The organism is Microbacterium sp. I2, assembly GCF_051364985.1.
Classification (GTDB): Bacteria; Actinomycetota; Actinomycetes; order Actinomycetales; family Microbacteriaceae; genus Microbacterium.
Map to the genome: position 1 here is coordinate 375737 of NZ_JBLWIH010000001.1, position 26463 is coordinate 402199.

The following is a 26463-nucleotide window of genomic DNA, read 5'->3' on the forward strand; positions in this document are numbered from 1 at the left end:
TCCTCTCGAGTGAACCTCAGGCCGAAGGCGCCGCAGACGCGAAGCGCGCCTGCGCCGCAGGATCGCCCGCGAACTCGCCGCGGAACGCCGTCGTGACGGTGGTGGCGCCTTCGGAGCGGATGCCGCGCACCGACATGCACAGATGCTCGGCTTCGATTATGACGCCGACTGCGCGCGGCGCCAGCGTCGACTGGAGCGTGAGGGCGATCTGTGCGGTGAGGGACTCCTGCACCTGCAAGCCGCGCGCGTGGTAGTCGACGACACGCGCGAGCTTCGACAGTCCGACCAGCCGTGCGCCCGGAAGATAACCGATCGTCGCCGTGCCCCGGAACGGCAGCAAGTGGTGCCGACAGAGCGAGGCGAACGAGATTCCACGGACCAGCACGGGTTCGTCATAGCCGTCGTCGTTCGGAAAGGTCGTCATCTCGAAGGGCACCGGGGAGAGCATCTCGATGAACCCGTCTGCCACGCGTCGCGGCGTGTCGGCGAGGTCCTCGTCGTCGAGATCGCGCCCGAGGGCGATCAGCAGATCGGCCACCGCGTTCATCGCCCGATCACGGTCGAACGCCGCGTCGTCGGGCACCGCATGAAGCGGTGCTGCCCCGGCAGTGATCGCCATCGCATCCCCCTTCGTCCTGGCCCCGACGCTAGATCTGATCCAATCTTTTGTCAACATGTTTGTTTTTAGAGTTAGACTCCCCCCGTGAGCGCATTGGTCCCCCAAGGCGCCGGCGCGCTGGCCGCGCTGGCAGACCCGATCCGTCGTGAGCTGTACCGTCTCGCCGCCGACCATGCCATCGGCCGGGACGAGGCCGCCGAGGCCCTCGGCATCCCCCGCACCACCGCGGCCTTCCACCTGGATCGGCTGGCGGATGCCGGACTCCTCGCCGTCTCGTACGAACGCCGCAGTGGGCGCACCGGACCAGGCGCCGGCCGTCCCGCCAAGCTCTATCTCGCCACCGAGAGCGAGCTCGCGCTCACCGTTCCGGAGCGCCACTACGAACTCGTCGGCGATGTGCTCGCCGGCGCCGCCGACCGCGCCGATGCGGACGGCGTGCCCATCCGCGATGCGCTGGCCACCGAGGCCTTCGCTGCCGGCTCGGCGATCGGCGCCACCCGGCCCGACCTCGAGTCGGCGCTCACCGCGTGCGGCTACGAGCCCAGGGACGCGGGGACCGGCGACCTCGTCCTGGAGAACTGCCCGTTCCACGCCCTGGCCAGGCGCCACACGGCGCTCATCTGCGGCGCCAACGTCGAACTCGTCCGAGGTCTCGCCGCCGCGACGGGCGATGATCGCACCGCCGTTCTCGCCCCTGCGGCGGGGCGCTGCTGCGTCGAAGTGCGTTCCTCGTCGTCCTGACGATTTGCCTCCCGTGTCGCCGATATCCAGCGAGCCCGGCGGTTACGCCGACATAATGGGCCCATGACCGCACCGCGCATCCTCGTCGTGGACGACGAACCGAACATCCGCGATCTGCTGATCACCAGCCTGCGATTCGCCGGGTTCCAGGTCCGGGCCGTCTCCAACGGAGCCCAGACGATCTCGGCTGTCCTGGAGGAGGAGCCGGATCTCATCATCCTCGACGTCATGCTCCCCGACATGAACGGGTTCAGCGTCACCAAGCGACTGCGGGGCGCCGGCTACACCGCCCCCATCCTTTTTCTCACCGCCAAGGATGAGACCGAAGACAAGATCGCCGGTCTCAACGCCGGTGGTGACGACTACGTCACCAAGCCGTTCAGCCTCGACGAGATCGTCGCGCGCATCCAGGCGATCCTGCGGCGCACCATGCAGGCCGACGAGGAGTCGGTGATCCGCGCCGGCGAGCTGACGATGGATCAGGACACCCACGACGTCCAGGTGGGCGAGGTCTCGATCGACCTCAGTCCCACCGAGTTCAAGCTGCTCCGCTACCTGATGCTCAACCCGAACCGCGTGCTGTCGAAGGCGCAGATCCTCGACCATGTGTGGGAGTACGACTTCAACGGCGATGCCGGCATCGTCGAGAGCTACATCTCTTATCTGCGTCGCAAGATCGACCCGCACTCGACCGAACCGCTCATCCAGACCAAGCGCGGCTTCGGCTACATGCTGAAGGCCGGCAAGACCGCCTGACCCGGCGGCATTCGAAGGGGGCGACCTGGCGCACAAGCCCGACGCGGTCACCCGGTGGTGGCGCGGCACGAGCCTGCGCGCGAAGGTCACCGGGGTCACTGTCGTGCTCCTGGCGCTCGGCCTGATCGCCGCCGGCTTCGGCACCGCGGTATTCCTGCGGAACGCCCTGGTGACAAGCGTGGACGAGCAGGTCCAGCAGCTGGCGTCGACGGATGTCGCAACCGGTCTGTTCGACATCGAGGTGACAGCCGACGGCGCCCGCTTCACGAAGAAGCCCGATGTGCCCTCATCGACCTATTTCGTTGCGATCTACGGCCCCGATGGCTCGTTCATCGCGAGTGCGGGCGGAAGCGGCGGACCACCGCCCGATTTCCCCGAGGTCGTCACTGTGGAGGAGGCGACCATCCGAGGGGTCACCCCGTTCCCGCTAAAGAATGCCGAAACCGGGTCGTCGTACCTCGCCAGCACCGACCTGTATCCGGTCGACGACATCACGGGCTACTACATCCAGCTCGTCGCCATCCCGCTCGGACCGACGAACCAGATCGTCGCACAGTACATCGGCATCTACGGGATCCTGCCCATCCTCATCCTCCTCGCCGGCGCGGTGGCGACGCGCGGACTCGTCACACTGACATTCCGCAGCCTCGGCCAGGTGGAATCGACCGCCGACGCGATCGCGGCCGGGGATCTCAGCCAGCGCATGACCGACATCGAGCCGACCACCACCGAGGTGGGCCGGCTCAAGACGGCCATCAACGCGATGCTGAACCACGTCGACGCCGCGATCTCGCAGCGCGACGCGACGGTGCGGCAGATGCGCCGTTTCATCGGCGACGCCAGCCACGAACTGCGTACACCCCTGGTGACCGTGCGCGGGTACGCCGAGCTGTACCGGATGGGCGCCGTGCGCGGCGACGAGGACGTCGCGCAGTCGATGGATCGCATCGAGAAGGAGGCGATCCGCATGGGTCTCCTCGTCGAGGACCTGCTCGCCCTGGCACGCCTGGACGAGAAGCGCGACGTCGTCATCGCCCCCGTCGACCTCCGCCCGATCGCCCGGGATGCCGCGCTCGACGTGCGCGCCGCCTCGCCTATGCGGCCCGTCGCGGTCATCGACACGACCGACGGCGCGGCTCTGCCCACGGCACCGATCGATGTCGACGAGCCCGAAGCGAAGCGCCGCACCGGATCCACCTCGGCCATCGCCCGTGCCGGCGCGACCCTGTCGCTGCTTCGGCGCCGGCCCAAGCCGTTGCCGGCCACGGAGGCCAACGGCGTGAGCGCCGACACCCTGCCCACCGTGCTGCCGACACTGCACGGCGGACCAGCTGCGCCACAGCTTCAGCCCATCGTGCTCGGCGACGAGAACCGCATCCGTCAGATCGTCACGAATCTGCTCGGCAATGCCCGCCGGTTCACGGCGGACGACTCGCCGATCGAGCTGCGGGTCGGTGTCGATCACACCGCCCGCATGGGATGGATCGAGGTCGTCGACCACGGCGAAGGTGTGCCCGATCAGATCAAGGAGAAGATCTTCCAGCGCTTCTGGCGGGCTGACACATCGCGCACGCGAGAGACCGGCGGATCCGGTCTCGGCCTGTCGATCGTCGCGTCCATCGTGGAAGCGCTGCACGGCTCGGTCGACGTCGTCGATACCCCGGGGGGCGGCGCGACCTTCCGCGTGTCGTTCCCGCTTGCGGACCCTCGGGATGCTGCCGAGCACCTCGACATCCAGACGCAGCCACTCGCCCGCCCCCGGCCCGCAGATCCCGGCGCCCCGGACTGAGGCCGGCTCCTCCCCAGGCACACTCTGCGCGGCCATCTCCACAGCTTCGCCCCACTCACGGCGATGCGCTGCCTCCGGCTCCTAGCCTGGCAGGCGAAGGAGGCGCGGCATCCGTCCCGCCCTTCGAAGGGAGCATCATGGCCGTCTTCTCCGTCGACAGCGACGCCGTCCTCGCCGGCACCGCGACCGTGCGCGGCACGATCGAGCGGCTGCAGGCCGAGTCCAACGCGATGATGGCGCAGCTCACCCAGCTGCAGTCGTCGTGGACCGGCTCGGCGTCGATCGCCTTCCACGGCGTCGTCGACCAGTGGCGCGCCACGCAGCGCCAGGTCGAGGAGTCGCTCACCGGCATCAGCGCTGCGCTGGCGGCAGCAGGCCGTCAGTACGCCGACACCGAGCTGTCGACGACGAGCCTCTTCCGCTGACACCGTGCAACGACGATGGGCCCCTCCCGAAGGAGGGGCCCATCGTTATGACGCTAGACGCGAGACGGCTTCTGGATCAGAAGTCCATGCCACCGGTCGGGTCGCCGCCGGCCGGAGCCGAAGCCTTCTCGGGCTTGTCGGCGACGACGGCCTCGGTCGTGAGGAACAGCGCGGCGATCGACGCGGCGTTCTGCAGGGCCGAGCGGGTCACCTTGGCCGGGTCGATGATGCCCTGTGCGAACAGGTCACCGTACTCGCCGGTCGCGGCGTTGAGACCGAAGCCGGGCTCGAGCTCTGCGACCTTGTTCGCCACGACACCCGGCTCGAGGCCGGCGTTCAGAGCGATCTGCTTGAGCGGCGCCTCGATCGCGACGCGAACGATGTTCGCACCGGTCGCCTCGTCGCCCGTGAGCTCGAGGCCCTCGAACGCGACCTTGCCGGCCTGGATGAGCGCGACGCCACCACCGGGGACGATGCCCTCCTCGACGGCTGCCTTCGCGTTGCGGACGGCGTCCTCGATGCGGTGCTTGCGCTCCTTGAGCTCGACCTCGGTCGCCGCACCCGCCTTGATGACGGCCACGCCGCCGGCGAGCTTGGCGAGGCGCTCCTGGAGCTTCTCGCGGTCGTAGTCGCTGTCGGTGTTGTCGATCTCGCGACGGATCTGGGTGACGCGACCCTCGATGGCAGCGGCGTCGCCGGCACCCTCGACGATCGTGGTCTCGTCCTTGGTGACGATGACCTTGCGCGCACGGCCGAGCAGGTCGAGGGTGGCGTTCTCGAGCTTGAGACCGACCTCCTCGGTGATGACCTGGCCACCCGTGAGGATCGCGATGTCCTGCAGCTGCGCCTTGCGGCGGTCACCGAAGCCGGGAGCCTTGACGGCGACCGACTTGAAGATGCCGCGGATCTTGTTCAGCACCAGGGTCGCGAGCGCTTCGCCCTCGACGTCCTCGGCGATGATGACGAGCTCCTTGCCGTCCTGGATCACCTTGTCGACGATGGGCAGAAGGTCCTTGATGTTCGAGATCTTCTGGTTCGCGATGAGGATGTAGGCGTCCTCGAAGACCGCCTCCTGGCGCTCCGGGTCGGTGACGAAGTAAGGGTTGATGTAGCCCTTGTCGAAACGCATGCCCTCGGTGAGCTCGAGCTCGGTGCCGAAGGTCTGCGACTCCTCGACGGTGACGACGCCTTCCTTGCCCACCTTGTCGATGGCCTCGGCGATGAGCGCGCCGATCTCGGGGTCAGCGGCCGAGATCGAGGCGGTCGCAGCGATCTGCTCCTTGGACTCGACCTCCTTGGCGCTGGACAGAAGCTCAGCGGTGATGGCCGCGACGGCCTTCTCGATGCCCTTCTTGAGCGAGATGGGGTCGGCGCCGGCCGCGACGTTGCGCAGGCCCTCGCGCACGAGCGCCTGGGCGAGCACGGTCGCGGTGGTGGTGCCGTCACCGGCGACGTCGTCGGTCTTCTTGGCGACCTCCTTGACGAGCTCCGCGCCGATCTTCTCGTACGGGTCGTCGAGTTCGATCTCCTTGGCGATCGAGACGCCGTCGTTCGTGATCGTGGGGGCGCCCCACTTCTTCTCAAGCACGACGTTGCGACCGCGCGGGCCGAGCGTCACCTTGACGGCGTCGGCCAGGATGTTGAGGCCGCGCTCGAGACCACGGCGGGCCTCCTCGTCGAAAGCGATGATCTTTGCCATGTGTGTGTCGTCCCTCCGGAACGTAGGCTTTGGGTATTAGCACTCCACAATCACGAGTGCTAAATCATTCTGGCACTCGCACCTATCGAGTGCAAGCCGCCGGACCGGTTCCGAAACGCGAAGAAACGGGATGCCTCCCGGCATCCCGTTTCGTGTGATCGCGGCTGGGCGTGGTCAAGCGACGACGCGGACCGCCTCGGCCTGGGGGCCCTTCTGACCGCTGCCGACGGTGAACTCGACCGTCTGGCCCTCTTCGAGGACGCGGAATCCGGTCATGTCGATGTTCGAGTAGTGGACGAAGACGTCCTGGCCGTCGGCGACGGTGATGAAGCCGAATCCCTTCTCGGCGTTGAACCATTTGACGGTGCCCTGGGTCATGCGAAATCTCCTGTTGCCGGCGGTACTGGGCTTCATCGTATGCATCCACGACAGTGCCGCCACCCCGGATCGTCACTTGTTGACATGAGCGAACGCAACTGTTTACCGGCTCGAAACACACTCCGCCCGGAGTGGCGCTGGAGCGCCAGGAGAGGACTTCAGGGCGTGGGTGTCGGCGCGCCGGCCGCGGTACGGTCCAGGCCGATGACCACCGTGAGCTGCTTCATCGCGGGGTCGGCCGGCGGGTACGCATCGCTCTGCTCGATGTTGGCCCCGCCGATGACATCGGCCAGTCCGGCGGCAGCGGCCTCGTCCTCGGGGTTGACGTAGAAGACGGTGGTCTCGGGGAAGTCCTCCGAGCCCGCGCCGCCGGCCAGGACGCTGCCGTCGGCCCATCCGGCGGTGACGATCACGTCCTTCATCTGCGTCGCGAGGCCCTGCTCGGGCGTCGCGTTGAGGATCTGCACCTGGTAGCTGACGTCGACGACCGGCGTGACCTCGGGCTCTGGCTGGACCGTCGGCGTCGGCTCGGGGAAGAGCTCGATGCGGCCCGAGGCCAGCAGCGTGCCGAAGATGCCGACCGCGACGAGCACGACGGTCGCCAGTGCAGCCCAGAGCAGCACGACCCAGCCGCGCATGCGAGGATTCTCGGCTCGATGGGCGCCGACCCGGTCCGTCTCGGGAAGATCGTCGAAGCGATCCCGGGGAAAGGTCGATCTCGGCACCCGTCGATGCTACCCGCCGAACCGGTGAGGACCGTGCGCGACGGTCCGTTCAGCGCATGTCGGCGGCGCGCCCGACGTGCGCGGCCGTGCGCGCGTCACGCAGCCTGCGCAGCCGCTTGACGAGCATCGGGTCGTGCTCCTGCGCCTCGGCCGTGTCGATCAGGCGGCCCAGGAGCTGGTAGTAGCGCGCCGGTGACAGGCCGAGCTCCGCCCGGATCGCCTCTTCCTTGGCACCTGCATGACGCCGCCATTCGCCCTCGAAGTCGAGGATGGCGCGATCGCGATCGGTCAGGGGCACGCTGCCACGCTAGCCCGCGGCATCCGTTCCTCCCGCGCGCCACTCCACGAAAGCGCCGAGTGGGTCCACCGCCGCGAGCGGCACGCCGTCGCGGCCGAGGACGAACCCGCCCCACGTCGCAGAATCGACCGGCGGTCGCCACGCGTCGTGCAGTCCCGGGGGGTCGATCGAGATCCAGACGGCGTCCATCGCCCGCAGCGTCGCGATCAGCCGGTCGCGACCGGCCCGCGGGATGTGCGGCAGGACGCCGGGTGTCGTGACGACCAGTGTGGCGTTGCCGGGTGCACCGGCCACGAGCGCGGCGAGCGCATCGGGATCGGTCGCATCGCCGGCGATGAGCCGTGGCGGATCGGCGGCGGCGATGTCGAGCGCGGCGGTGATCCGATCGGCGCGACCCTGCTCCCCCGGCCAGACGAGACTCGTGAGGAATCGCCGATCGTCGGCCGAGGCGGCGTCGAGGGGAACCAGGTCGATCCCGGCGCGCCACACCACGTGCGGCATGCGCAGCGGTGGTGTGCCCGTGAACTCGCATTCGAGCACGACCGGGGCCGGTCCGTCATGCGGGTCGAGATTGACGACGCGCCCCGAACCGCGGTCACGGTAGCGGTACGAGTAGCGGTCGGGATACAGGCACAGCCCCGCACTGGCACCGATCTCGAGCAGTGCAAGTGGTCCGTCGACGCCGGCGAGGGCCGGCAGCAGGGCCGCGCAGCGCTGCGGCTCGTTCGTCTGAAGACTGCGGCGGGATGCCTCGGCCACGAGTTCGCCGGCATGCGCGGCGACCCACTGCGCCCACGCCCGGTAGCCCCGCTCGGGCGCCCCCAGCATGCGGCTCACAGCGAAGACGAGCGGAGGCTGGCGACTCGCCGCCGGGACCCTTCCCAGGATGGCGGCCACCCCGGAATCGGCGCCGACGCCTGCCGCCCACTCGGTGTACAGCTCCGAACGCCCTGGCGCCTCCTCGCGGGCGAACCGGGCGTACCGCTCCATGACCGCGGCCGTGACCGCGGCGGACTCGGCGGCTGCGGCATCCGTTCTTCCCACGCATTCATCCTCTCCTACCGCCTGCTTCGCGGTGAACGCCCAGTCGCGACGGAGCGCGGCGGCTGCGGCTGAGGTTGAATGGAAGCACTGGATGCACCGAGGAGGGGCCATGACGTACGCCGTCGACAAGAGCGATGAGCAGTGGCGCAGCGAACTGACGCCCGAGCAGTACGCGGTGCTGCGAGAAGCCGGCACCGAACGCCCGTGGACGGGCGAACTGCTCGACGAGGAACGCGCCGGCCTGTACACCTGCGCGGCGTGCAACGCCGAGCTGTTCCGCAGCGGCACGAAGTTCGACTCGCACTGCGGCTGGCCGAGCTTCTACGAGTCGATCCGCCCCGAAGCGGTCGAGCTCATCGAAGACGACAGCCACGGCATGGTGCGCACCGAGGTGCGGTGCGCGAACTGCGGCTCGCATCTGGGCCACGTGTTCCCGGACGGGTTCGGCACGCCGACGGGCGACCGGTACTGCATGAACTCGATCTCGCTCAACTTCTCCCCCGGCGCCGCGGAGTGACCGCGCCCTCGCCCCGTCCGCACCCGTCGGAGTCCTCGAACGGAGTCTCCGTGCGGACAGCCCCCGCGCTCGAGGCGATGAGGGCGCGGCGCTCGTGGTCGAAGGTCACCGACGACGCACCCACCCACGCTGAACTGCTGCGGCTCGTCTCGGTGGCCGGACGCGTCGCCGATCACTCGTCGCTCCAGCCCTGGCGCCTGATCGAGCTGCGCGGCACCGACCGCGAGCGCCTCGGCCGAGCGATCAGCAAGGCCGAGGGCGACAAGGGATCCTCGGCCAAGCCGCTGCGCGCTCCTCTCCTCGTCGCGATCGTCGCGAGCTACCGCAAGAGCGACAAGGTACCGCGCTGGGAGCAGGAGGCCGTCGCCTCGGGCGTCGCACACGCCCTGAGCCTGCTGCTGGACGAAGCCGGATGGGGCGTCATCTGGCGGACCGGTCACTACACCCGGTCCAAGGCCGTCGCGAAGGCGCACGGACTCAAGAAGGACGAGGAGCTGCTGGGATGGCTGTACGTGGGCGGCAAGCCCGCACGCAGCGGGGCGGGGCGACGCAAGGCCGTCGACGCGCGCACGCTCCTGACACGGATGCCGAAGCCGGCGAAGGACTGACGCTCAGGGTCGGCGCCACCGCTTCCAGGGCACGGCGGCGACCACGACCGATACGAGCGCGACGACGACCATCGCGAGCGCCTGCATGAGACCGGGACCCGCCGGAGCAGGCCAGACGACATCGAGCACCAGCGAGGTCACGAGCTGTCCGACGACGGTGCCGAGTCCCAGCAGCAGCACCCCGGTGTGCTGCACCACGACCGCTCCCACCGCGATGTAGACCACGCCGATCACGCCGCCGACATACAGCCACGGGTCGGCCGGGAAAGGGGCGGGCGCTCCGGTCACCGCGACGTGCACCACCGTCGCGAGTGCCAGCAGCAGCGTGCCGCCGGTGAAGTTCACGAGCGTCGCGATGAGCGGTGTGCCGACCCGCTGCCGCAAGCGTCCGTTCGTCGCCTGCTGCCACGCGATGCCGGCGCCGGCGAGCACGGGCAGCAGCGCCATCCAGATCGGGATGCCGGCCAGTCCGTCGCCGGCGAGGGCGATGCTGACCGCGATCAGCGCCAGGGCACCGCCGACGAGCCGCGGCACGGTCACCGCCACCACGCCGGCCGGGCCGAATCCGGCGCGGTCCAGAAGAAGTCCGCTGACGGTCTGACCCGCCACCACTCCCACGGTGAACAGTGAGACGCCGATGATGCCCACCGCAAGGCCCTGCGTCGCGACCGTGAGGGCTCCGGCCGCGCCGCCCGCCAGCATCCACCAGGGAATGCCACGGGTCCGCACGCCCGCGATGAGTCTGCCGAATCCCGCCCTGCCGGACGGCAACAGGCCCGACAGCGCGATCAGCACCACCAGCCCGGAACCGAACGACACCAGCGCCGCCACGAAGCCGTCTTCGAGGCGCACCCCCAGCTGTCCGTTGATGCGCGCCTGGACCGCCGTCATGACGCCGATGCCCGCGGCCGCTGCGAGCGCCAGCCAGGCGGGCATTCGGCGAGCGGTCACTCGTCCCATCTTGCCCGCCTCTCTCGGCTCGGGCGAACACGTGAGCCCCGGTTACGCTGGAGCATGGCCGTCTCCGCTCGCACCCGCACGTTGCTCACGTGGCTTCCGGCCGCCGTGCTGGTGCTGATCATCGCCGGCGTGGTCGTGGCATCCCTCGCGATCCAGGGCTCGTGGTGGACCGAGGAGCATCCGGCCGCGTCCGAGGACCAGAAGGCGCCGGACGGATCGAGCATGCTCACCGACGCGGGCTTCGACTACGCCAACGTCGAGGGTGTCGTCCGGGTGCGCGTCGGCGACGGCGGCCTGTCGGCGACCGAACTGGGACTTCCCGCTGACGGCGAGAAGTCGGCGGAGTTCCGTCGGCCGGTGCGGGCGATCGTCGCAGCGGGCGACGAGGTGCACGTCCTGGACGACATCGCGGCGCTCAGCGCGAGTGCGCAGGACGATCGCCTGGCTGCCGTGACGCTGACTCCCGATGTGGTGCGCGGCTGGACCGGCGCAGTCGGCTACCTGCAGGCGCTCGGCGCCGAGTTCGGATGGGATGCCGCCCAGCTGGACGCGCTCGAGGAGGACCTCGCCGAGTTCAACAGGTCGGGCGAAGGCGAGACTTTCACGGCGACGATCGGTCCGTCCTCGGGCGGCGCGGCCATCGCCTCGGCCACCCTCGAGTTCGATCGTGCGACGGGCGCGACGCCCCTCACGATCACGTTCGAGCCCGCGCCGGAGTGAGCCGGCCAGCCGGAGCCGGTGTGACCGGGTCGACGCCATGCGTTTGCGCCGACTGCAGGACTTGAACCTGCAACCCGCGGATGACAAGTACGGGTCGACGCCATGCGTTTGTGCCGGCTACAGGACTTGAACCTGCAACCCCCGTATTACAAGTACGGTGCGCTACCAATTGCGCCAAGCCGGCAGAGCGCCCAGTCTACCGACGTGCGGCGCGGCGCCCGATCAGGGGGTGGGCGTCACCGTCGGGGTCGGTGTGGGCGTCGACTCGTAGTAGGTGTCGCTCGCGACCGTCAGCACGAATTGCGCGAACTCCTTGGGGTCGTCGAGGGCGCCCACGTACTGGGTGCCGTTGACGAGCACCATCGGGGTGCCGGTCAGCGCGACCCCGTCGGTGCCCGGAAGCTCCTTGAGCGCCCGCTCGGTCGCCGTCTTCGCCCACGACGCGTAGGACTGCTTCTCGATGCAGGAGCGCACCAACTTGGGTCCGTCCACGCCGGTCGCGATCGCGAGGGCGGCGAGCTCGGTGTCGGTGAAGCCGTCGGAGTCGACGTCCGGCTGCTCCTTGAGCAGTGCGTTGTTGAACGCGAAGAAATGGTCGGGCGAGTGCTGGGCGACGCATGCCGCCGCCGCCGCCGCGCGCAGCGAGTACTTGGTGCCGTTGGACTTCGCGGTGAGCATCGCGACCGGGTAGTAGGTCAGTGTCGCGGCGCCCTCGTCGACCCAGTCCGACAGCTGCTGCACGTTGGACACCTGGAAGTCGCGCGAGCCGGTCGACAGGTAGTCCACGTACACACGGATGTCGACGGCAGCGGTCTCGGCAGGAGTCGCGGTCGGTGTCGGCTCGGTCTCGGCCGGCGGCTCGGGGGTGGGCGTGGGCGTCTGCGCGTCCTGCACGGCGCCGTCCGCGCCGGAGTCATCGGTGGTGAGGCCGACACCGGTGACACCGGTGACCATGAAGCCGTCGTCGACCACATTGGCCGGGCTCATGGTCGGCCGCGACGCGCTCGACGAGACCGTCCACGTCACGACGAGCACGGTGACGGCGACGACCGCAAGGATGCCTGCAGCCAGCGACGTGCGGCGGATCAGACGCGCACGGGACTGGCGCGCCTGCACCTGCTGCGCCTTCTCGCGCACGGCGTCGCGGCGCTCGCTGGTCGCGGCGTTCGATGACTCGTCGCTCGACATGGAACCTCTCGGGACGGACGGGGCCGTGAATTCGGCCAGGGTCGCACGGGAAGGCGACCGAGATCGATGGTAGTCAGCCACCCTGGGAAATGCCCAGACGCAACCTCCGCGGAGCCCGTGTCATACTGTTCCATGCGCCCGATGGCGGGCGCGCGGGATAGCTCCCGCTCATCCATCACTACGGATCGTCCGGCACGTACCTGCCGGTGAAGGAGAAGAAAGCATGGCGTCCGTCACGTTCGACAACGCAACCCGCCTGTACCCCGGAGGCACCCGTCCCGCCGTGGACAAGCTCAACCTCGAAGTCGCCGATGGCGAGTTCCTGGTTCTCGTCGGCCCCTCGGGCTGCGGTAAGTCCACCTCGCTGCGAATGCTGGCCGGCCTCGAAGAGGTCAACTCGGGCCGCATCCTCATCGGCGACCGCGACGTCACCGACGTCCCGCCGAAGGACCGCGACATCGCGATGGTGTTCCAGAACTACGCGCTGTACCCCCACATGACGGTCGCCGAGAACATGGGCTTCGCCCTGAAGATCGCCGGCGTCGGCAAGGAGGAGCGCGCCGCTCGTGTGCTCGAGGCCGCGAAGCTGCTCGACCTCGAGGAGTACCTGACGCGCAAGCCGAAGGCACTCTCGGGTGGTCAGCGTCAGCGCGTCGCGATGGGCCGCGCGATCGTCCGCCAGCCGCAGGTGTTCCTCATGGACGAGCCGCTGTCCAACCTCGACGCCAAGCTCCGCGTCCAGACCCGTACCCAGATCGCGTCGCTGCAGCGCCGCCTCGGCGTCACCACCGTCTACGTCACGCACGACCAGACCGAGGCCCTCACCATGGGTGACCGCATCGCGGTGCTCAAGGACGGCCTGCTCCAGCAGGTCGGCACCCCGCGCGACCTGTACGAGAAGCCGAACAACGTGTTCGTCGCCGGCTTCATCGGCTCGCCGGCGATGAACCTGTTCCCGGCGGACCTCGCCGAGGGCGGCGTCCGGTTCGGCTCCGAGGTCGTCCCGCTCGAGCGCGACACGGTCGGCCGTGCACACGGCAGCCAGGTCACCGTCGGCGTGCGTCCCGAGGACATCGTGGTCGGCCCCGCCGACGGCAAGGGCCTCTCGGTGGTCGTCGACCTCGTCGAGGAGCTCGGCGCGGACGGCTACCTCTACGGGCACACCGACATCGCCGGCAAGCGCACCGACATCGTCGCGCGCGTCGATGGCCGCATCCACCCGAACGCCGGTGACACCGTCACGCTGGCGGCGTCGGCCGGTCACGTGCACGCCTTCGACATCGAGTCGGGCGAGCGCCTCAGCGACAAGCCGGTCGTCTCGGCCTGACAGCAACATCGCAACGGCGCGGGTGGATTCGCTCCCCCGCGCCGTTGCGCATTTTCCAGGGGGTGACGTGCCCGACGCATTGAGTATCACGGCCAGCAGCGTCGATCCCGGCCTGCTGACGCTGCCGTGGTCGACCCCGCTCGCCGACTGGCCGTCGAGCAACATCGTCTACCTGCCCAAGGGCATCTCGCGCCACCTGGTGCGCTTCGCCAATCTCTCCGGCCGTGTGGTGGCCGTCAAGGAGACGACCGAGGCGATGGCGCGCCGCGAGTACGACATGCTCGGAAACCTCACGCGCCTGGATGTCCCGTGCGTGGATCGCGTCGCCGTGATCGCGGGACGGACGGATGCCTCGGGCGACCCGCTCCCGGCGGTGCTCGTGACCGCGCATCTGAAGTTCTCGCTCCCCTACCGTGCGCTGTTCACGCAGGTCCTGCGACCCGACACCGCGAACCGCCTGGTCGACGCGCTCGCCGTGCTCCTGGTGCGGCTGCACAACGTGGGCTTCTTCTGGGGCGACGTCTCACTGTCGAACACCCTCTTCCGCCGGGACGCGGGCGCGTTCGCGGCCTACCTCGTCGACGCCGAGACCGGCGAGCTGCACGAGAGCGGACTGACGCCGGGCCAGCGAGCGCACGACCTCGACGTGGCGCGCACCAACATCGCCGGCGAGATCATGGACCTCGAGGCCGGCGGCAGGCTCGAGGGCGGCGTCGATGCCGTCGCGATCGCCGACGGCATCGTCTCGTCGTACCACTCGCTGTGGGCCGCGCTCACCGACACCGAGACGTTCCGCGCCGACGAGGCGTGGCGACTGACCGAGCGCGTGCAGCGACTGAACGACCTCGGCTTCGATATCGGTGAGATGTCGATCCAGGCCACCACCGACGGCGCGAAGGTGTCGATCCAGCCCAAGGTCGTCGACGCCGGGCATCACCAGCGCCGGCTGCTGCGCCTGACCGGCCTGGACGTCGAAGAGAACCAGGCCCGTCGTCTGCTCAATGATCTGGATGAGTTCCGCGCCCGGATCTCGCGGCTCGGCGACGACGAGGAGATGGTCGCGCACGAGTGGTTGACGCGCGTGTTCGAGCCCGTCGTGAAGGCCATCCCCTGGGACCTGCGCGCCAAGCTCGAGCCCGCCGAGGTCTTCCATCAGCTGCTCGAGCACCGCTGGTATCTGTCGCAGGCGAAGGGCAAGTCCGTGCCTCTCGCAGAGGCGCTGTCGAGCTACATCGACGACGTGCTGCGGCATCGCCGGGACGAAGCCACGCTCATGGGTCCGCCGACCGAGACGATGTCTCTCTCGGTCATCACGTCCGCCAATCCCGTCGTCGACGACGACGACGAGGTCGACTGGCGTGACCTGGTCTAGCAGCCGCTCACCTCGAGGAGATCGATGATCCTGCACCTGGCGGTGTTCACCTGGAACGACTCGGTCACCGACGCCGACGTCGAGGAACTCACCGGCGCGCTCACGACGATGGCCCGCGGCATCCCGGAGCTGCACTCCTACATCGCGGGGCCGAACCTGCGGTTGCGTCCTGGAGGGGATTACGCCGTGGCTGCCATCGTCGACGACGAGGAAGGGCTGGCCGCGTATCTCGACTCACCCGCCCACCAGTCCGTCTACGAGCGCCACCTGGGCCGCATGATCGCCCAGCGCAGCGCCGCCCAGCTGCCGCTGGACGCCGGGTCGTTCCGGGCGCCGCAAGAGTAGAGCGGGCCGGCGCTTCGAGCGGACCCGCTCCCTCTCACTTGGCGTCAGTATCCGACGGTGAAGCGCGCGCGAGAGTGCTTCGGCGCCTCGATCTCGTCGACGACGGCGACACCGAGGTCCGGGCCGGAGATGTACGAGTCGCCGTTCTCGTCGGTGACCAGCACCTCGCCGCCGTCGCGGTAATGACCCGTCCGCTCGCCGGGAGCCCACACTCCGAAGCCGCCCGCCGGGTGGATGTAGAACCAGTCGTGGCCCTTGTCGTCCGCCTGCAGGTCCTCGAGGATTCCAATGGCCTCGAGCGACTCCGGCTTGTACTCCTCTGTGAACGACGGCTGGTCGATGAGCCGCTCGCCACCGGGCGCGACGAGGCTCCCGCCCGCGCCGCCGATGACGCCGATCCGCACAGTCGCCGGCAGCTCCGACACGAGCTCGGCGACGTTGTTGCGCAGATTCCCGAGCATGTCGCCACGAGCCGGTACCGTGCACACGACGACGTCGACGCCCTCGAGCTCGGCGACCAGGCTCGGGACGTCGAGCAGGCTTCCCTCGATGTACGTGGCACCCTCGACGCGCTCGTCCGCGACCTTGCGCGCGACGGACACGACGGTGTGGCCACGGCTCACCGCCTCGGCGACGATGTTGCTGCCGGCGTAGCCGGTTCCTCCGATGACGGCGATACGAGCCATGACGTTCCTTCCGGTGGGGTACGGGTTCCTGTGGTTCAAGGCCGGGCCGGTACAGCGCATTCCCAGCATGCGGCACTTCGCCGTATGGCGGTCGCGCACGCGTCGAGCCTGCCAGCCGCCGGCGTCAGCCGGGCGGAGGCAGCACGAGTGTCTTGATGGCCGGCGGGCGGCCCTCCGCGATCGGCCGCAGCGCGTCGTCGACGATCCGCTCGGCCGCGATGGGCGCCGGTGCGACAAGCCCCCACTTGCCGGCCCGGGCGGCCACCAGGCGCGCGGCCTCGGCCAGATCGGTCTCTCGCACCATGGCGTTGGTGCCGATGAGCGACAGCTCGCGCACGGTGACGCGCCCGAGATCGAGGGGGAAGGCCGCCTTCGCGATGCCCACCTGCACGATCGTCGTGCCCATCGGTACGACGTCGAGCGCGAGCGCGACGCCGCGCGGCGAGCCTGTGACCTCGAAGAAGACCGGGATGCGGTCCGCCCACGTCGCCACGAGAGCCGCGGCGGTATCCTCCGTTCCCCCGACGACAGTGGTCTCGGCGCCGAGCTCGCGGGCGACCCGCAGCCGATCGGCGGCGAGGTCCACGGCCACGACACGCACGCCTTGAGACGCGAGCACGTGGATGAGGAAGGCGCCGACGCCTCCCACGCCCTGCACGACCGCGACGTCGTCCGCGCCGACGCCGGATCGGCGGGCTGCGTGGACGGCGATCGACATCGGCTGCACGAGCGCGGCATCGACATCGTCGATGCCGAGGGCACCGACATCCACGCAGCTCGCGGCGGGCACCGCCACGTAGCGTGCGAGCGCACCGTGCCGGTGCAGGCCGACAGCGGCATAGCGGCGGCAGACGTTGGATCGTCCGCCCGTGCATTCGGCGCAGTCGCCGCACGGCGCAGCGCCGCACGATGCGACCAGCGTGCCGAGAAGGGTCTCGTGGACGCCCTGGCCGACCGCGACCACGCGCCCGGCGAACTCGTGTCCGATCACCAGCGGGCCGAGGTGACCAGTGATCGGATGCCGCGACTCGAGCGGCATGAGCTTCGGACCGTACTCCCACTCGGCGGCGTCCGTCCCGCACACGCCGACGGCCGTCACCTCGACCAGCAGCTCGCCGCGCGTCGCGCGGGGAACCGGGACGCGTTCGAAGCGCAGATCATGCCGCCCGTGGAGCACCGCCGCGATCATCGTGGTGGCATCCGCCTCCGCCTCGGCCGACGGCATCCCGTTCAGTCTCATGCCTCGGCGTAGCGGTGGCCGGTTCCCGGCGCGGGTGCTCCTGCCACCTCGCCCGAGGTGTGGACCACGTCGCCGCCGACCATCGTCAGCACCGACCTGGTGGCGGCGAGCTGCTCCTCGGGCACCGAGAAGAAGTCGCGGTCGAGCACGACCAGATCGGCGTGGCTGCCCGGCTGGATACCGCCGAGATCGTCTTCGCCGATGAACCACCGGTTGTCCCTGGTCGCGAGCCGGATGGCCTCGTCGCGAGTGACCTGCTGGCCGGCCTCCCACACGAAGTTCCCGCGCAGGTTCTTTCCCGTGATCATCGTGTAGAAGTTCAGCCAGGGATTGATCGCGGTGATGTCACCACCGTCCGAGTGGTAGCCGACGGGTATGCCGCTGTCGATGATCATGCGGTGCCGGGGTCCGAGGTTCGTCCCGTTGCGAGTGGGACCCCAGCCGACCTTCAGACCGACGCCCATCGCCTTGAGGCGGCTGACGTGATCCGCGGTGATGTTCGGTACGTGCGACACGACCCAGCGCAGGTCGCTGATCGGCACCTCCGCGTGCACCGCCTCCCAGCCGGCGACGATCTGCGCGATGTCGTTCGCCGAGAGCGAGTGGTTCTCGTTGCGCCATCCTGCGCGGGCGACCGCCTTCGCGCCGGCGATCCAGATCTCTCCGCCGATGGCAACGGCACCTCCGCCGAACCCGTTGACGGTGAACTCGCCGATGCCGCCCGAGCGCATCATGTCGCTGCCGTAGAAGGGGAAGGAGTTCTTCAAGCGCGCCGTCAGCCGCGGCAGCTCTGCCGTGGAGTCCTCTTCGAGATAGTCGAACCGGATGCGGGCGGGCAGCCTCTCGGCACGATTCAGCGCGAGAAAGCCGTTGTGGAGGGTGTAGGCGTTCTCGTTCCAGATCGCCGTTCCGGGCGTGTCGACATGGAACGCCCCCTCGTCGAGGTGCGTGGTGATTCCGAGACCGGCGTAGTACTCGAGCGCGGCGAGCGCGTTGCGCTCGCGTTCCTCCGGGGTCATCTCCTGACGAAGTCGCTGCAGCGCGAGACCGACGCCCGCTCCGGTCGGGTAGCCGGCGGCATTGATCGTGATCGTGATGCCCTTCGCGGCGAAGAAGTCGACGGCGGCCTGGTTCACCGCGTTCCCACCCTGCTCGGCCATGATCATGACCGGCCGCGGCACCGCGTTGAGCATCGTCAGATTCGGCAGGGTGTTGCTCGGGAACTGCATCGCCACGATGGGCCCGAGCGATGTCACGAGCTCGCCCGCAGGCACCGTGACGGCCTTCGCCGTGAGTCGCGCGACGGCGTCCTCGTGCGTGAAGACATCCTCCAGCCCCACCCAGTGGCCGGGGCGGTTGGCGACGAGGGCGATGTGGTTGTGCGAGTCGATGATGCCCGGGATGACGGTCCGTCCGCCCAGGTCGATCCGGTTCCGGGCCTTTCCCTCACGGATCGCGTCCTGGCCGACGGCGACGAAGCGTCCGCCACGAACTCGCACGGCTTCGGCGACGGAGTCGTTGTCGTCGAAGGTGTGGATCCTGCCGTTGACCAAGAGGATGTCGTCGCCGGCACCGCCGGGCTGCGCGGATCTCGCGGTCGTGTGGACCGGGCCCGCGGCGGTGTGCGGCGCGGCCGCGGACGCTGCTCCTCCGCCGCTCAGGACGGCGGCGACGGCCGCGGTCCCGCTGCCGACGATGAGGCCGCGGCGGGAGATCCCGCGCTGATCTTCGTTTCGTGGACCTTGCTCTGATTTCTTTCCCATGAGTGCTCCTGCTGACGGTCGACGTTGACGATCTCGGGCCCCGGGCGGCAGTGTCCAGCAATACTGCACACCTGTTCAGCCGGACGATAGCAGCTTCAGGCCGCGACCGACAGTGAAAGTTGCGGTGCGCTGCGTTTCGCCGCGACAACCGGCTCTTCCGCACACAGCCGCATACTGCTACTGTCCGAGCCTGAACACTCTGTCCAGTCGCACTGGACGCATGTCCGCCACCCGTGGACAGAGGATCCGTCTCGCCTGCAGGGCGGGACGACGCGTGCATGCACCGATGCGTGCCGCTGTCACCGTCGACACCGAGTGGGAGCACTCCATGGGTAAGAAGTCGTCGCAAGGTCCACGGAACGAAGATCAGGGCGGGATATCCCGACGCGGCCTTCTCATCGGCAGCGGTACCGCCGCCGCTGCCGCCGTCCTCAGCGGCGGACCGGCCGCGGCGGCTCCGGGCGCGGGTGCCATCATCGTCGCGGGCGCGGGACCGGCGTACACGAACGCTCGCGCCGCCCGCGCGGGTGGCGGTCAGGATGTCCTGCTCGTCAACGGGCGGATTCATACGATGGACGACGCGGGCACCGTCGTCGAGGCCGTCCGCATCGCGAGCGGACGCATCACGGCGGTGGGAAAGGAGGCGCAACGCAGCGGGAACTCCTCGAACCGGATCGATCTGGGTGGGCGCACAGTCATACCGGGCCTCATCGAGAGTCACACCCACTTCGTGAGTCTCGCCAACCGTCCCGGCTACCACGTCGCCGAGTGGGAGCTCGCCAAGGACGTCGCCGGAGTACTCGCGGCGCTCGTCGCGCGACGACCCGAAGTGCCGGAGGGCGAGTTCCTCACCGCGATGGGAGCCGGCACGCCGCGCATATTCGCGGAGGGCCGGATGCCCACGCTGGCAGAGATCGACGCGGCGGTCCCCGACCGACCGGTGTTCCTCTACCAGAACTTCAACGGTCCGGCACGTGTGAACACCCTGGGCAAGCAGTTCTTCCAATCGGTCACCGATCCCTCCGTCGCGGTCGCGGATGACGGGTCGATCACCGGAGACGCCGCGAACTTCGCCCTGTACCACCTGCGCATCCGCCAGAGCGAGCAGGACAAGCGGCGCAGCGCGCTGGACGCCATGGCGTTCTCGGCGAAGATCGGGATCACCCTCAACTACGACCAGGTCCTCTTCGCGACGCCCAACGGCACGCTCGACCCCTCCGCGTACGAGACGCAGCCGAACGACGGCCTCCGCAAGCTGAACCACTACCGCATGTACGATCCGTACCTCTCACTCAACCGCGAGGGCGCGGCGTACGTGCGACTGTGGATCAACTATCTGCACCAGCAGGGCTACATCGCGGCGCTGGGCGGGCTCGACAAGCAGCTGCCCGAACTGCGCGAACGGCTGAAGAACGCCTTCCCGGAATTCGGCGACGACATGGTGCACGTCCGCGGTATCGGCGAGTGGGCCGCGCCGTTCGCCGCACCGTCCAACCCGAACGGCTACGCCGTGTGGCTCGAGGCGCAGCGCCTCGTCGCGGAGGCGGGCTGGCACAACGAGAACGCCATCCCCGGCACGGCGACCGACCAGAGTCAGATCGAGCAGGTCGTCTCCACGTGGGAGTCTCTCGACGCCGAATACGGCATCCAGCACCTTCGGTGGGGACTCCAGCACGCCGACCACGCCACCTCGGAGCAACTCGCACGACTCAAGGCGCTCGGGTCAGGAGTCTCACTGTCGGGCTTCCGCTGGCTCAGCGGCACGCCGCGCGCCGACGGCCTGCCGTTCGGCCCGGCGTTCAAGCGGACGCAGGACAGCGGCATCCCGTTCGCCATTCACGAAGACGGGGTTCATATCGCGCCGCACAACCCGTGGTTCGCGCTGCACTATGCGACCACCGGACTGAACGTGCTCGGGCAGCAGATCAACCCGGGCCAGCAGATCACGCGCCACGAGGCGCTGCGGGCCTACACCCGCGGCGCCGCGTGGTTCACCGGCGTCGACGATCGACTCGGCTCGATCGAGGCCGGCAAGCATGCCGACCTCGTCGTGCTGGACAAGGACTACTTCACGGTGAGCGAGGCGGAGATGCGGGACATCCGTCCGGTCATGACCTTCATCGACGGCTCGATCGTGCACGACACCGGCGTCGTCCGGGGCCGGCGCGACTGGCAGCACGACAGCGATCACGTGTTCGATGAGACCTGGTGGCAGTAGCCGGACGACGCCGGGCGCGAGCGAGGGGCCGGGGCCCGAGGCGGGTCCCGGCCCTTGGTGCGCGATCAGACGAGCAGACTCAGCGGGTTCTCGATGCGACGAACGAACGCTGCCAGCCACTGCGCGGCGAGCGCGCCGTCGAGGACCCGATGGTCGGCCGAGAGCGTGACCGTCATGACGTTCGCCACCGTGAGCTCGCCGTCCGCACCGACCACGGGGCGCGGCGCGGCGGCGCCGACGGCGAGGATTCCGGAATGCGGCGGGTTGATGATGGCCGAGAACTCCTTCGTGCCGTACATGCCGAGATTCGACACCGAGAAAGATCCGCCTTCGAGTTCGTGCTGCTTGATGCGGCCCTCCCTCGCCCTTTGGGCGAGTTCGCGCGACGCGCCGCTGAGCTCGCCGAGGGTCATGCGCTCGACGCCTCGGAGAACGGGCGTCACGAGTCCCGCCGGAACGGCCACGGCGATCGCGATGTCGACGTCCGTGAAGCGGCGGGTGGCCTCGTCGGTCCAGATCGCGTTGGCCTCGGGCACGTCGCGCATCGCCCACGCGACCGCCTTCAGCACGAAGTCGTTGACCGACACCTTGAGCTCCGGCTGCTCGTTGATCCGCGCCCGCAACGAGAGCAGCTCGTCGACCCGGCAATCAGCCACGACGAAGAAGTGCGGCACGGTCGTCACGCTCTCGGTGAGCCGCCTCGCGATGGCCCGCCGCATGCCGGTATGCGGGACGTCTTCGTGGGCACTGCGTACCGAGGCCGGCGACGACGGAACGGATGCCGGAGCCCCCTCGGCAGCGACCGGCACGCCGCCGCTGATCGGGGTCGCAACGGGTTCGGCCGAAGGGCGGACGAGGTCGTCGAGGTCCCGCCGGACGATGCGTCCCTGCGGACCTGAGCCTCGAATGGTGCTCAGATCGATCCCGCGCTCGCGCGCGAGGCGCCGAACGAGCGGGCTCGCGAACAGGCGGCGCGCACCGGGAGAACGTGTCGTGTCGCCGGCCGAGGACTCGACGGAGTCGACAGGGGCAGGTGCGGGAAGCAGCCCGTCCTCGGAGGACTCGGTGGGCGACGCCGGCACGGGCGTCGCGGGCTCCGGGTTCGCAGGCTCAACGGCTTCGGGCACGGACACCGGCGCGGCGGTCGATCGCGCACCTTCCGAGGCAGCTGCGACGAGCGCCTGCTCCGAGGACTCCCCCGATTCAGCCAGGACGGCGATCGGCGATCCGACGGCAGCCGAGTCGCCGTCGGGAACGAGGATCCCCGCGAGCACGCCGTCCTGCTCGGCCTCATACTCGACCACCGCCTTCTCGGTCTCGATCTCGACGATCGCCTGACCCTTCACGACCGTCTCGCCGACACCGACGAGCCAGGACTGGATGGCGGCCTCCGCGGCGCCGGCGGCGAGGGCGGGCATCCGGACGACGGCGGCCATCAGCGTCCTCCCCAAGCGGCGCGCACCCGCTCGAGGCCGGCGACGACCTCTTCGGTGCGGGCGATGGCGGCGCGCTCGAGCACCTTCGAGATGCTCGGGCTGGCCTCGCCGCCGGTGACACGCTCGATCGGCTGGTCGAGCCAGTCGAAGTAGCGGCGCTGGATCTCGTCGGACAGCCACGCTCCGTACGACGTCCCACGTGCGCCCTGCTCGACGATGAGAACGTTGTTCGTCTTCTTGATGCTCTCGCCGATCGTCTCCCAGTCGATCGAAGCGCGATCCAGCCAGCGCAGATCGATGACCTCGGCATCGACATCCGTCTGCTCGACGGCCTCGAGCGCGTGACCGACCATCGACAGATACGCGAGCACCGTGACCTCGGACCCCGCTCGGCGGATCGCCGCGGAACCCGGTGGGATCACATAGTCCAGGTCGCCGTCGGGCACGCGATCGGGCAGGCCGTACAGGTCGACATGTTCGATCACGAGCACGGGGTCCTCCAGCGCGAGCGCGGCGTTCATCAGTCCGACATAGTCGGCCGCATTCGACGGAGCCACGATGCGCCAGCCCGCCGATGTCGCGAAGATGCCGGCAGGGTCCATGAGGTGCTGTGATCCGTAACCCGATCCCATCGCCACCTTGGTCCGCAGCACGAGAGGCACGGAGTTGTTGTCCCCGAACATGTGCCGCGCCTTCCCGATCTGGTTGAACACCTGGTCGGCAGCGACCCACATGAAGTCGGGATACATGAATTCGACGATCGGACGGAAGCGGCCGTCCAGCGCCATGCCTCCCGCCAGTCCGAAGAAGCCGTTCTCACTGATCGGCGTGCCGATGACGCGCTCGGGACCGTACTTCTTCGCGATGCCCTTGGTGGCGCCGTTCGTCCCGCCGTTGAGCCGGTGCACGTCTTCGCCGAGGATGACGATGCGGGAGTCGGTCTCCATGCGTCTGTCCATCGTCGCGGCCACGGCGTCGACGAACTTCGTCTCGCGCCACGTACTGTCATGCTCGGCCGGGTCCCGCGTGTCGGAAGCCGCCAGCTCCGACGCATCCCCGCGGATCCCGGTGTCGACGACGCTCGGATCCGGCCACAGTTCGGGGCGGATGCGGCGACGCCCGGGATTGTCGGGATCGTCCTCGGTCAGCGCGCCGACAGCATCCGCCATCGCCTCCTGCGCCTGCGCGCGCACCGTCGACGCTTCGTTCTCGGACAGCAGGGACAGCTTCTTCATCTCGTTCGCGACGCGCTCCAGCGGATCGCGGGCGCGCCAGGACGCTTCCTCGTCCTTCGTGCGGTACCCGAACGCCGAACCGGGGTACGGGCCGTTCTGATGGAAGAAGCGGTACACCTGCGCCTCGATGATCGCCGCGCCCTCGCCCGCACGCATCCGCTCGAGCGCCTCCTGGGTCGCGAGGTGCACCGCGAGCGGGTCCATGCCGTCGACCCGCCACGACGGGATGCCGAAGCCCTGCCCGCGTACCGAGAACCGCGGATCGGCGGTGACCTCGTCGGCGTGGGTCGACACGGCGTAGAGGTTGTTCTCGATGAAGTACATGACGGGCAGCTTCCAGGCGGCCGCGAGATTCATCGACTCGAGCACCGATCCGATCTGGCTGGCACCGTCGCCGAAGTAGTTGATCGACACGTCGGTGGTGCCCGAGTGCTTCTGCGCCCACGCCGTGCCGGTGGCGATGGGGGCTCCGCCGCCGACGATGGCGTTGGTGCCGAGAGCACCTGCCTCGAGCCACTGCAGGTGCATCGAGCCTCCGCGTCCACCCGAGAACCCCTGCGCCAACCCGAGGATCTCGGCGAGCGTCCTCTGCAGGAGGGTCTGCATGTCGGCGGTCACGAGCGCGTCCAGTGCGAGCGATCCTCCGCTCACATGCGTGATCGCCTTCGCGAGGAACTGGTGATGCCCCCGATGCGAGCCGTTGACGGCGTCCTGCGAGCGCAGCGACACGATCGACCCGACGGCGCCACCCTCCTGCCCGATGCTCGAGTGAGCCGGGCCGTGCACGAGATTGGCTCCCGCGAGATCGAGGACACTCTCCTCGAAGGCGCGGATGAGATGCATCTCGCCGAGCATCGTCGCCAGCAGCGCCGGGTCAGCCCGTTTCCAGTCGGATGCCGTCGTCGTGAGCTCGATCCACGGCACCTCCGTCTCCAGCACGCGCCGTCGCGCCATTTCGTCTCCGTCGATGTCCTGGACCGATGCCCGGTCATGAGCATGGTAGGCCGCGATTGCATCCAATCACAAGACCCTTCGCGCCGATGTTGGCGAAATGCTTGCCGAATCCTCTCGCGTGGATACAATCAGGAGCATCCGCGAGGACGCGACGAAGGGAACCGGAATGCCGCTGCCAGGCATGCAGGGTGCTGACCACATCGGGTTCACCGTGCCCGACCTCGACGAAGCGGAACGCTGGCTCGTCGACATCCTCGGTGCGGTGCCGGTGTACACGCTGGGGGCGAAGCGCGCGGACGACGACTGGATGACCGTGCAGCTCGGGGTGCATCCGAGGACCGTCATCGACGAGATCCGGTTCTATCGCCTCGGCAACGGGTCGAACCTCGAGGTGTTCGCCTACGACAGCGCCGATGGACAGGCGCCGCAGCCGCGCAACAGCGACATCGGCGGACACCACATCGCGATCTACGTGGACGACATGGACGCGGCGGCGCAGTTCCTCCGCGACAAGGGCGTGGACGTGATGGGTGAGCCGGTGACGAGCGCGGGAGCGTCCGCGGGCCAGCGATGGCTCTACTTCCGCAGCCCGTGGGGCATGCAGTTCGAGCTCGTGAGCTTTCCGGCAGGGAAGGCCTACGAGACGGAAGCGACGACGCTTCTGTGGCATCCTGCGAATCCCGCCGCATGACCGGCGACAGCGGCGCGCCCGCGACGGCGATCGACGCGTCACGCAGCCGCGACGGCGATGCCGGCGCGCGCATCGCCCACGGCATCCGGACCGCGATCATCGCCGGCGCCTACCCGCCCGGCACACGGATCCGGCAGGAGGACGTCGCCGCCGAGTTCGGGGCCAGCCGGGTTCCGGTGCGCGAAGCCATCCGGCAGCTCGAATACGAAGGGCTCGTCACGGTCGTCCCGAATGCCGGGGCCTGGGTCTCGCGACTCACCCTCGCAGAGTGCGAGGAGGTCTACCAGATGCGGGAACGCCTGGAGCCCCTCCTCCTGCGCTACAGCGCTCCCGGGCTCGACGACGACCGGCTCGGTCACCTCGGCGAGCTCGCGCAGCGCATCAGCGACGCCGGCGACGACACCGAGGCCTTCCTGACCCTCGACCGCGAGTTCCACCTCGCGAGCTACGCCGCCGCACGCACGGCACAGCTGGACGACCTCGTCCTCAAGCTCTGGAACACGACGGCCCCGTACCGCCGGGCGTACGTCGCGAGCTGGAGTGCGGAGGCGCGACGCATCGCCCACGAGGAGCACCACCTGATGGTCGCGGCTCTCCGCGACGGCGATGTCGAAGAGGCAGAACGTGTGCTCGCCGCGCACATCCGCCGCACCCGACGTCAGCTCGCGAAGCATCCGCACGTCTTCGACGCCGCCGCCGGCGGCGTGTGACACCGACGAAAGGCAGCCC

Annotated in this window: 26 protein-coding genes and 1 tRNA gene; 13 read left to right on the top strand and 14 right to left on the bottom strand. The window is 69.1% G+C overall.

The features are described 5' to 3' along the window. Nucleotides 1–16 precede the first annotated feature (16 nt). Nucleotides 17–619, bottom strand: coding sequence for a GTP cyclohydrolase I (folE, locus tag ACLKM7_RS01705; protein WP_436445286.1), 603 nt, complete (start codon nt 617–619; stop codon nt 17–19). 84 nt (nt 620–703) lie between these two features. On the opposite strand from folE, the gene ACLKM7_RS01710 reads away from it, so the two are divergent. From ACLKM7_RS01710 to ACLKM7_RS01725, 4 genes are all read left to right on the top strand, one after another. Continuing rightward, entirely contained in the window at nt 704–1360 is a 657-nt protein-coding gene (locus tag ACLKM7_RS01710) for a helix-turn-helix transcriptional regulator (protein ID WP_436445287.1), read from the top strand. A gap of 63 nt (nt 1361–1423) precedes the next feature. Beyond that, nucleotides 1424–2116 (top strand): response regulator transcription factor, encoded by a 693-nt coding sequence (locus ACLKM7_RS01715; protein WP_168911048.1) that lies wholly within the window; start codon nt 1424–1426, stop codon nt 2114–2116. Nucleotides 2117–2219: 103 nt separating this feature from the next. After that, nucleotides 2220–3905 carry a sensor histidine kinase gene (locus tag ACLKM7_RS01720; RefSeq protein ID WP_436445288.1) on the top strand — a complete coding sequence of 562 codons (1686 nt, stop codon included), beginning with the start codon at nt 2220–2222 and terminating at the stop codon, nt 3903–3905. Nucleotides 3906–4042: 137 nt separating this feature from the next. After that, on the top strand, nt 4043–4330 hold the full coding sequence (locus ACLKM7_RS01725) for a WXG100 family type VII secretion target (RefSeq protein ID WP_168912027.1): 288 nt from the start codon (nt 4043–4045) through the stop codon (nt 4328–4330). Nucleotides 4331–4406: 76 nt separating this feature from the next. Here the strand turns inward: ACLKM7_RS01725 and groL are convergent, their stop codons facing one another. The 5 genes from groL to ACLKM7_RS01750 form a co-directional block, all read right to left on the bottom strand. Then, nucleotides 4407–6029: a chaperonin GroEL gene (groL, locus tag ACLKM7_RS01730; RefSeq protein WP_436445289.1), complete on the bottom strand. Its 1623-nt coding sequence runs from the start codon at nt 6027–6029 to the stop codon at nt 4407–4409. A 174-nt stretch (nt 6030–6203) separates the two neighbouring features. Then, nucleotides 6204–6407, bottom strand: coding sequence for a cold-shock protein (locus ACLKM7_RS01735; protein ID WP_168911050.1), 204 nt, complete (start codon nt 6405–6407; stop codon nt 6204–6206). 158 nt (nt 6408–6565) lie between these two features. Beyond that, nucleotides 6566–7132 (bottom strand): LytR C-terminal domain-containing protein, encoded by a 567-nt coding sequence (locus ACLKM7_RS01740; protein WP_436445290.1) that lies wholly within the window; start codon nt 7130–7132, stop codon nt 6566–6568. Between the two features lie 49 nt (nt 7133–7181). After that, nucleotides 7182–7430, bottom strand: coding sequence for a DUF3263 domain-containing protein (locus tag ACLKM7_RS01745; protein ID WP_436445291.1), 249 nt, complete (start codon nt 7428–7430; stop codon nt 7182–7184). 9 nt (nt 7431–7439) lie between these two features. Further along, on the bottom strand, nt 7440–8474 hold the full coding sequence (locus ACLKM7_RS01750; protein ID WP_436445292.1) for a DUF2332 family protein: 1035 nt from the start codon (nt 8472–8474) through the stop codon (nt 7440–7442). Between the two features lie 109 nt (nt 8475–8583). On the opposite strand from ACLKM7_RS01750, the gene msrB reads away from it, so the two are divergent. Next, nucleotides 8584–8991: a peptide-methionine (R)-S-oxide reductase MsrB gene (gene msrB, locus ACLKM7_RS01755; protein WP_436445293.1), complete on the top strand. Its 408-nt coding sequence runs from the start codon at nt 8584–8586 to the stop codon at nt 8989–8991. 77 nt (nt 8992–9068) lie between these two features. Next, nucleotides 9069–9599 carry a nitroreductase family protein gene (locus tag ACLKM7_RS01760; RefSeq protein ID WP_436445758.1) on the top strand — a complete coding sequence of 177 codons (531 nt, stop codon included), beginning with the start codon at nt 9069–9071 and terminating at the stop codon, nt 9597–9599. A 3-nt stretch (nt 9600–9602) separates the two neighbouring features. Here the strand turns inward: ACLKM7_RS01760 and ACLKM7_RS01765 are convergent, their stop codons facing one another. Continuing rightward, complete coding sequence (locus ACLKM7_RS01765; protein WP_436445294.1) at nt 9603–10559, bottom strand: DMT family transporter; 957 nt, start codon at nt 10557–10559, stop codon at nt 9603–9605. A 54-nt stretch (nt 10560–10613) separates the two neighbouring features. On the opposite strand from ACLKM7_RS01765, the gene ACLKM7_RS01770 reads away from it, so the two are divergent. After that, nucleotides 10614–11279 carry a hypothetical protein gene (locus ACLKM7_RS01770; protein WP_436445295.1) on the top strand — a complete coding sequence of 222 codons (666 nt, stop codon included), beginning with the start codon at nt 10614–10616 and terminating at the stop codon, nt 11277–11279. 111 nt (nt 11280–11390) lie between these two features. Here ACLKM7_RS01770 and ACLKM7_RS01775 read toward each other — a convergent pair. Next, a tRNA-Thr gene (locus tag ACLKM7_RS01775) sits at nt 11391–11463 on the bottom strand. Nucleotides 11464–11501: 38 nt separating this feature from the next. Further along, nucleotides 11502–12467, bottom strand: coding sequence for a DsbA family protein (locus tag ACLKM7_RS01780; RefSeq protein ID WP_436445296.1), 966 nt, complete (start codon nt 12465–12467; stop codon nt 11502–11504). Nucleotides 12468–12690: 223 nt separating this feature from the next. Between ACLKM7_RS01780 and ACLKM7_RS01785 the strand changes: the two genes are divergently transcribed. From ACLKM7_RS01785 to ACLKM7_RS01795, 3 genes are all read left to right on the top strand, one after another. Beyond that, a complete protein-coding gene (locus tag ACLKM7_RS01785; RefSeq protein WP_436445297.1) occupies nt 12691–13794 on the top strand; it encodes an ABC transporter ATP-binding protein in 1104 nt (367 codons plus the stop codon). 67 nt (nt 13795–13861) lie between these two features. Further along, nucleotides 13862–15166: a DUF4032 domain-containing protein gene (locus ACLKM7_RS01790; protein WP_436445298.1), complete on the top strand. Its 1305-nt coding sequence runs from the start codon at nt 13862–13864 to the stop codon at nt 15164–15166. Nucleotides 15167–15190: 24 nt separating this feature from the next. Continuing rightward, complete coding sequence (locus ACLKM7_RS01795; RefSeq protein WP_436445299.1) at nt 15191–15511, top strand: Dabb family protein; 321 nt, start codon at nt 15191–15193, stop codon at nt 15509–15511. Nucleotides 15512–15555: 44 nt separating this feature from the next. Here the strand turns inward: ACLKM7_RS01795 and ACLKM7_RS01800 are convergent, their stop codons facing one another. From ACLKM7_RS01800 to ACLKM7_RS01810, 3 genes are all read right to left on the bottom strand, one after another. Further along, on the bottom strand, nt 15556–16197 hold the full coding sequence (locus ACLKM7_RS01800; RefSeq protein WP_436445300.1) for an NAD(P)-dependent oxidoreductase: 642 nt from the start codon (nt 16195–16197) through the stop codon (nt 15556–15558). A 124-nt stretch (nt 16198–16321) separates the two neighbouring features. Beyond that, nucleotides 16322–17422, bottom strand: a complete 1101-nt coding sequence (locus ACLKM7_RS01805) for a zinc-dependent alcohol dehydrogenase (protein ID WP_436445301.1) — start codon at nt 17420–17422, stop codon at nt 16322–16324. A gap of 11 nt (nt 17423–17433) precedes the next feature. After that, nucleotides 17434–19200, bottom strand: a complete 1767-nt coding sequence (locus ACLKM7_RS01810) for an amidohydrolase (protein WP_436445302.1) — start codon at nt 19198–19200, stop codon at nt 17434–17436. Nucleotides 19201–19486: 286 nt separating this feature from the next. On the opposite strand from ACLKM7_RS01810, the gene ACLKM7_RS01815 reads away from it, so the two are divergent. Beyond that, nucleotides 19487–21418, top strand: coding sequence for an amidohydrolase (locus tag ACLKM7_RS01815; RefSeq protein ID WP_436445303.1), 1932 nt, complete (start codon nt 19487–19489; stop codon nt 21416–21418). Between the two features lie 65 nt (nt 21419–21483). Here the strand turns inward: ACLKM7_RS01815 and ACLKM7_RS01820 are convergent, their stop codons facing one another. Together ACLKM7_RS01820 and ACLKM7_RS01825 are read right to left on the bottom strand one after the other, a co-directional pair. Next, nucleotides 21484–22854, bottom strand: coding sequence for a dihydrolipoamide acetyltransferase family protein (locus ACLKM7_RS01820; protein WP_436445304.1), 1371 nt, complete (start codon nt 22852–22854; stop codon nt 21484–21486). Further along, on the bottom strand, nt 22854–25043 hold the full coding sequence (locus ACLKM7_RS01825; protein ID WP_436445305.1) for an alpha-ketoacid dehydrogenase subunit alpha/beta: 2190 nt from the start codon (nt 25041–25043) through the stop codon (nt 22854–22856). The genes ACLKM7_RS01820 and ACLKM7_RS01825 overlap by 1 nt, the downstream gene beginning before the upstream one ends. A 166-nt stretch (nt 25044–25209) precedes the next feature. Between ACLKM7_RS01825 and ACLKM7_RS01830 the strand changes: the two genes are divergently transcribed. After that, entirely contained in the window at nt 25210–25734 is a 525-nt protein-coding gene (locus ACLKM7_RS01830; protein WP_436445306.1) for a VOC family protein, read from the top strand. Beyond that, nucleotides 25731–26444 carry a GntR family transcriptional regulator gene (locus ACLKM7_RS01835; protein ID WP_436445307.1) on the top strand — a complete coding sequence of 238 codons (714 nt, stop codon included), beginning with the start codon at nt 25731–25733 and terminating at the stop codon, nt 26442–26444. The genes ACLKM7_RS01830 and ACLKM7_RS01835 overlap by 4 nt, the downstream gene beginning before the upstream one ends. Nucleotides 26445–26463 lie beyond the last annotated feature (19 nt).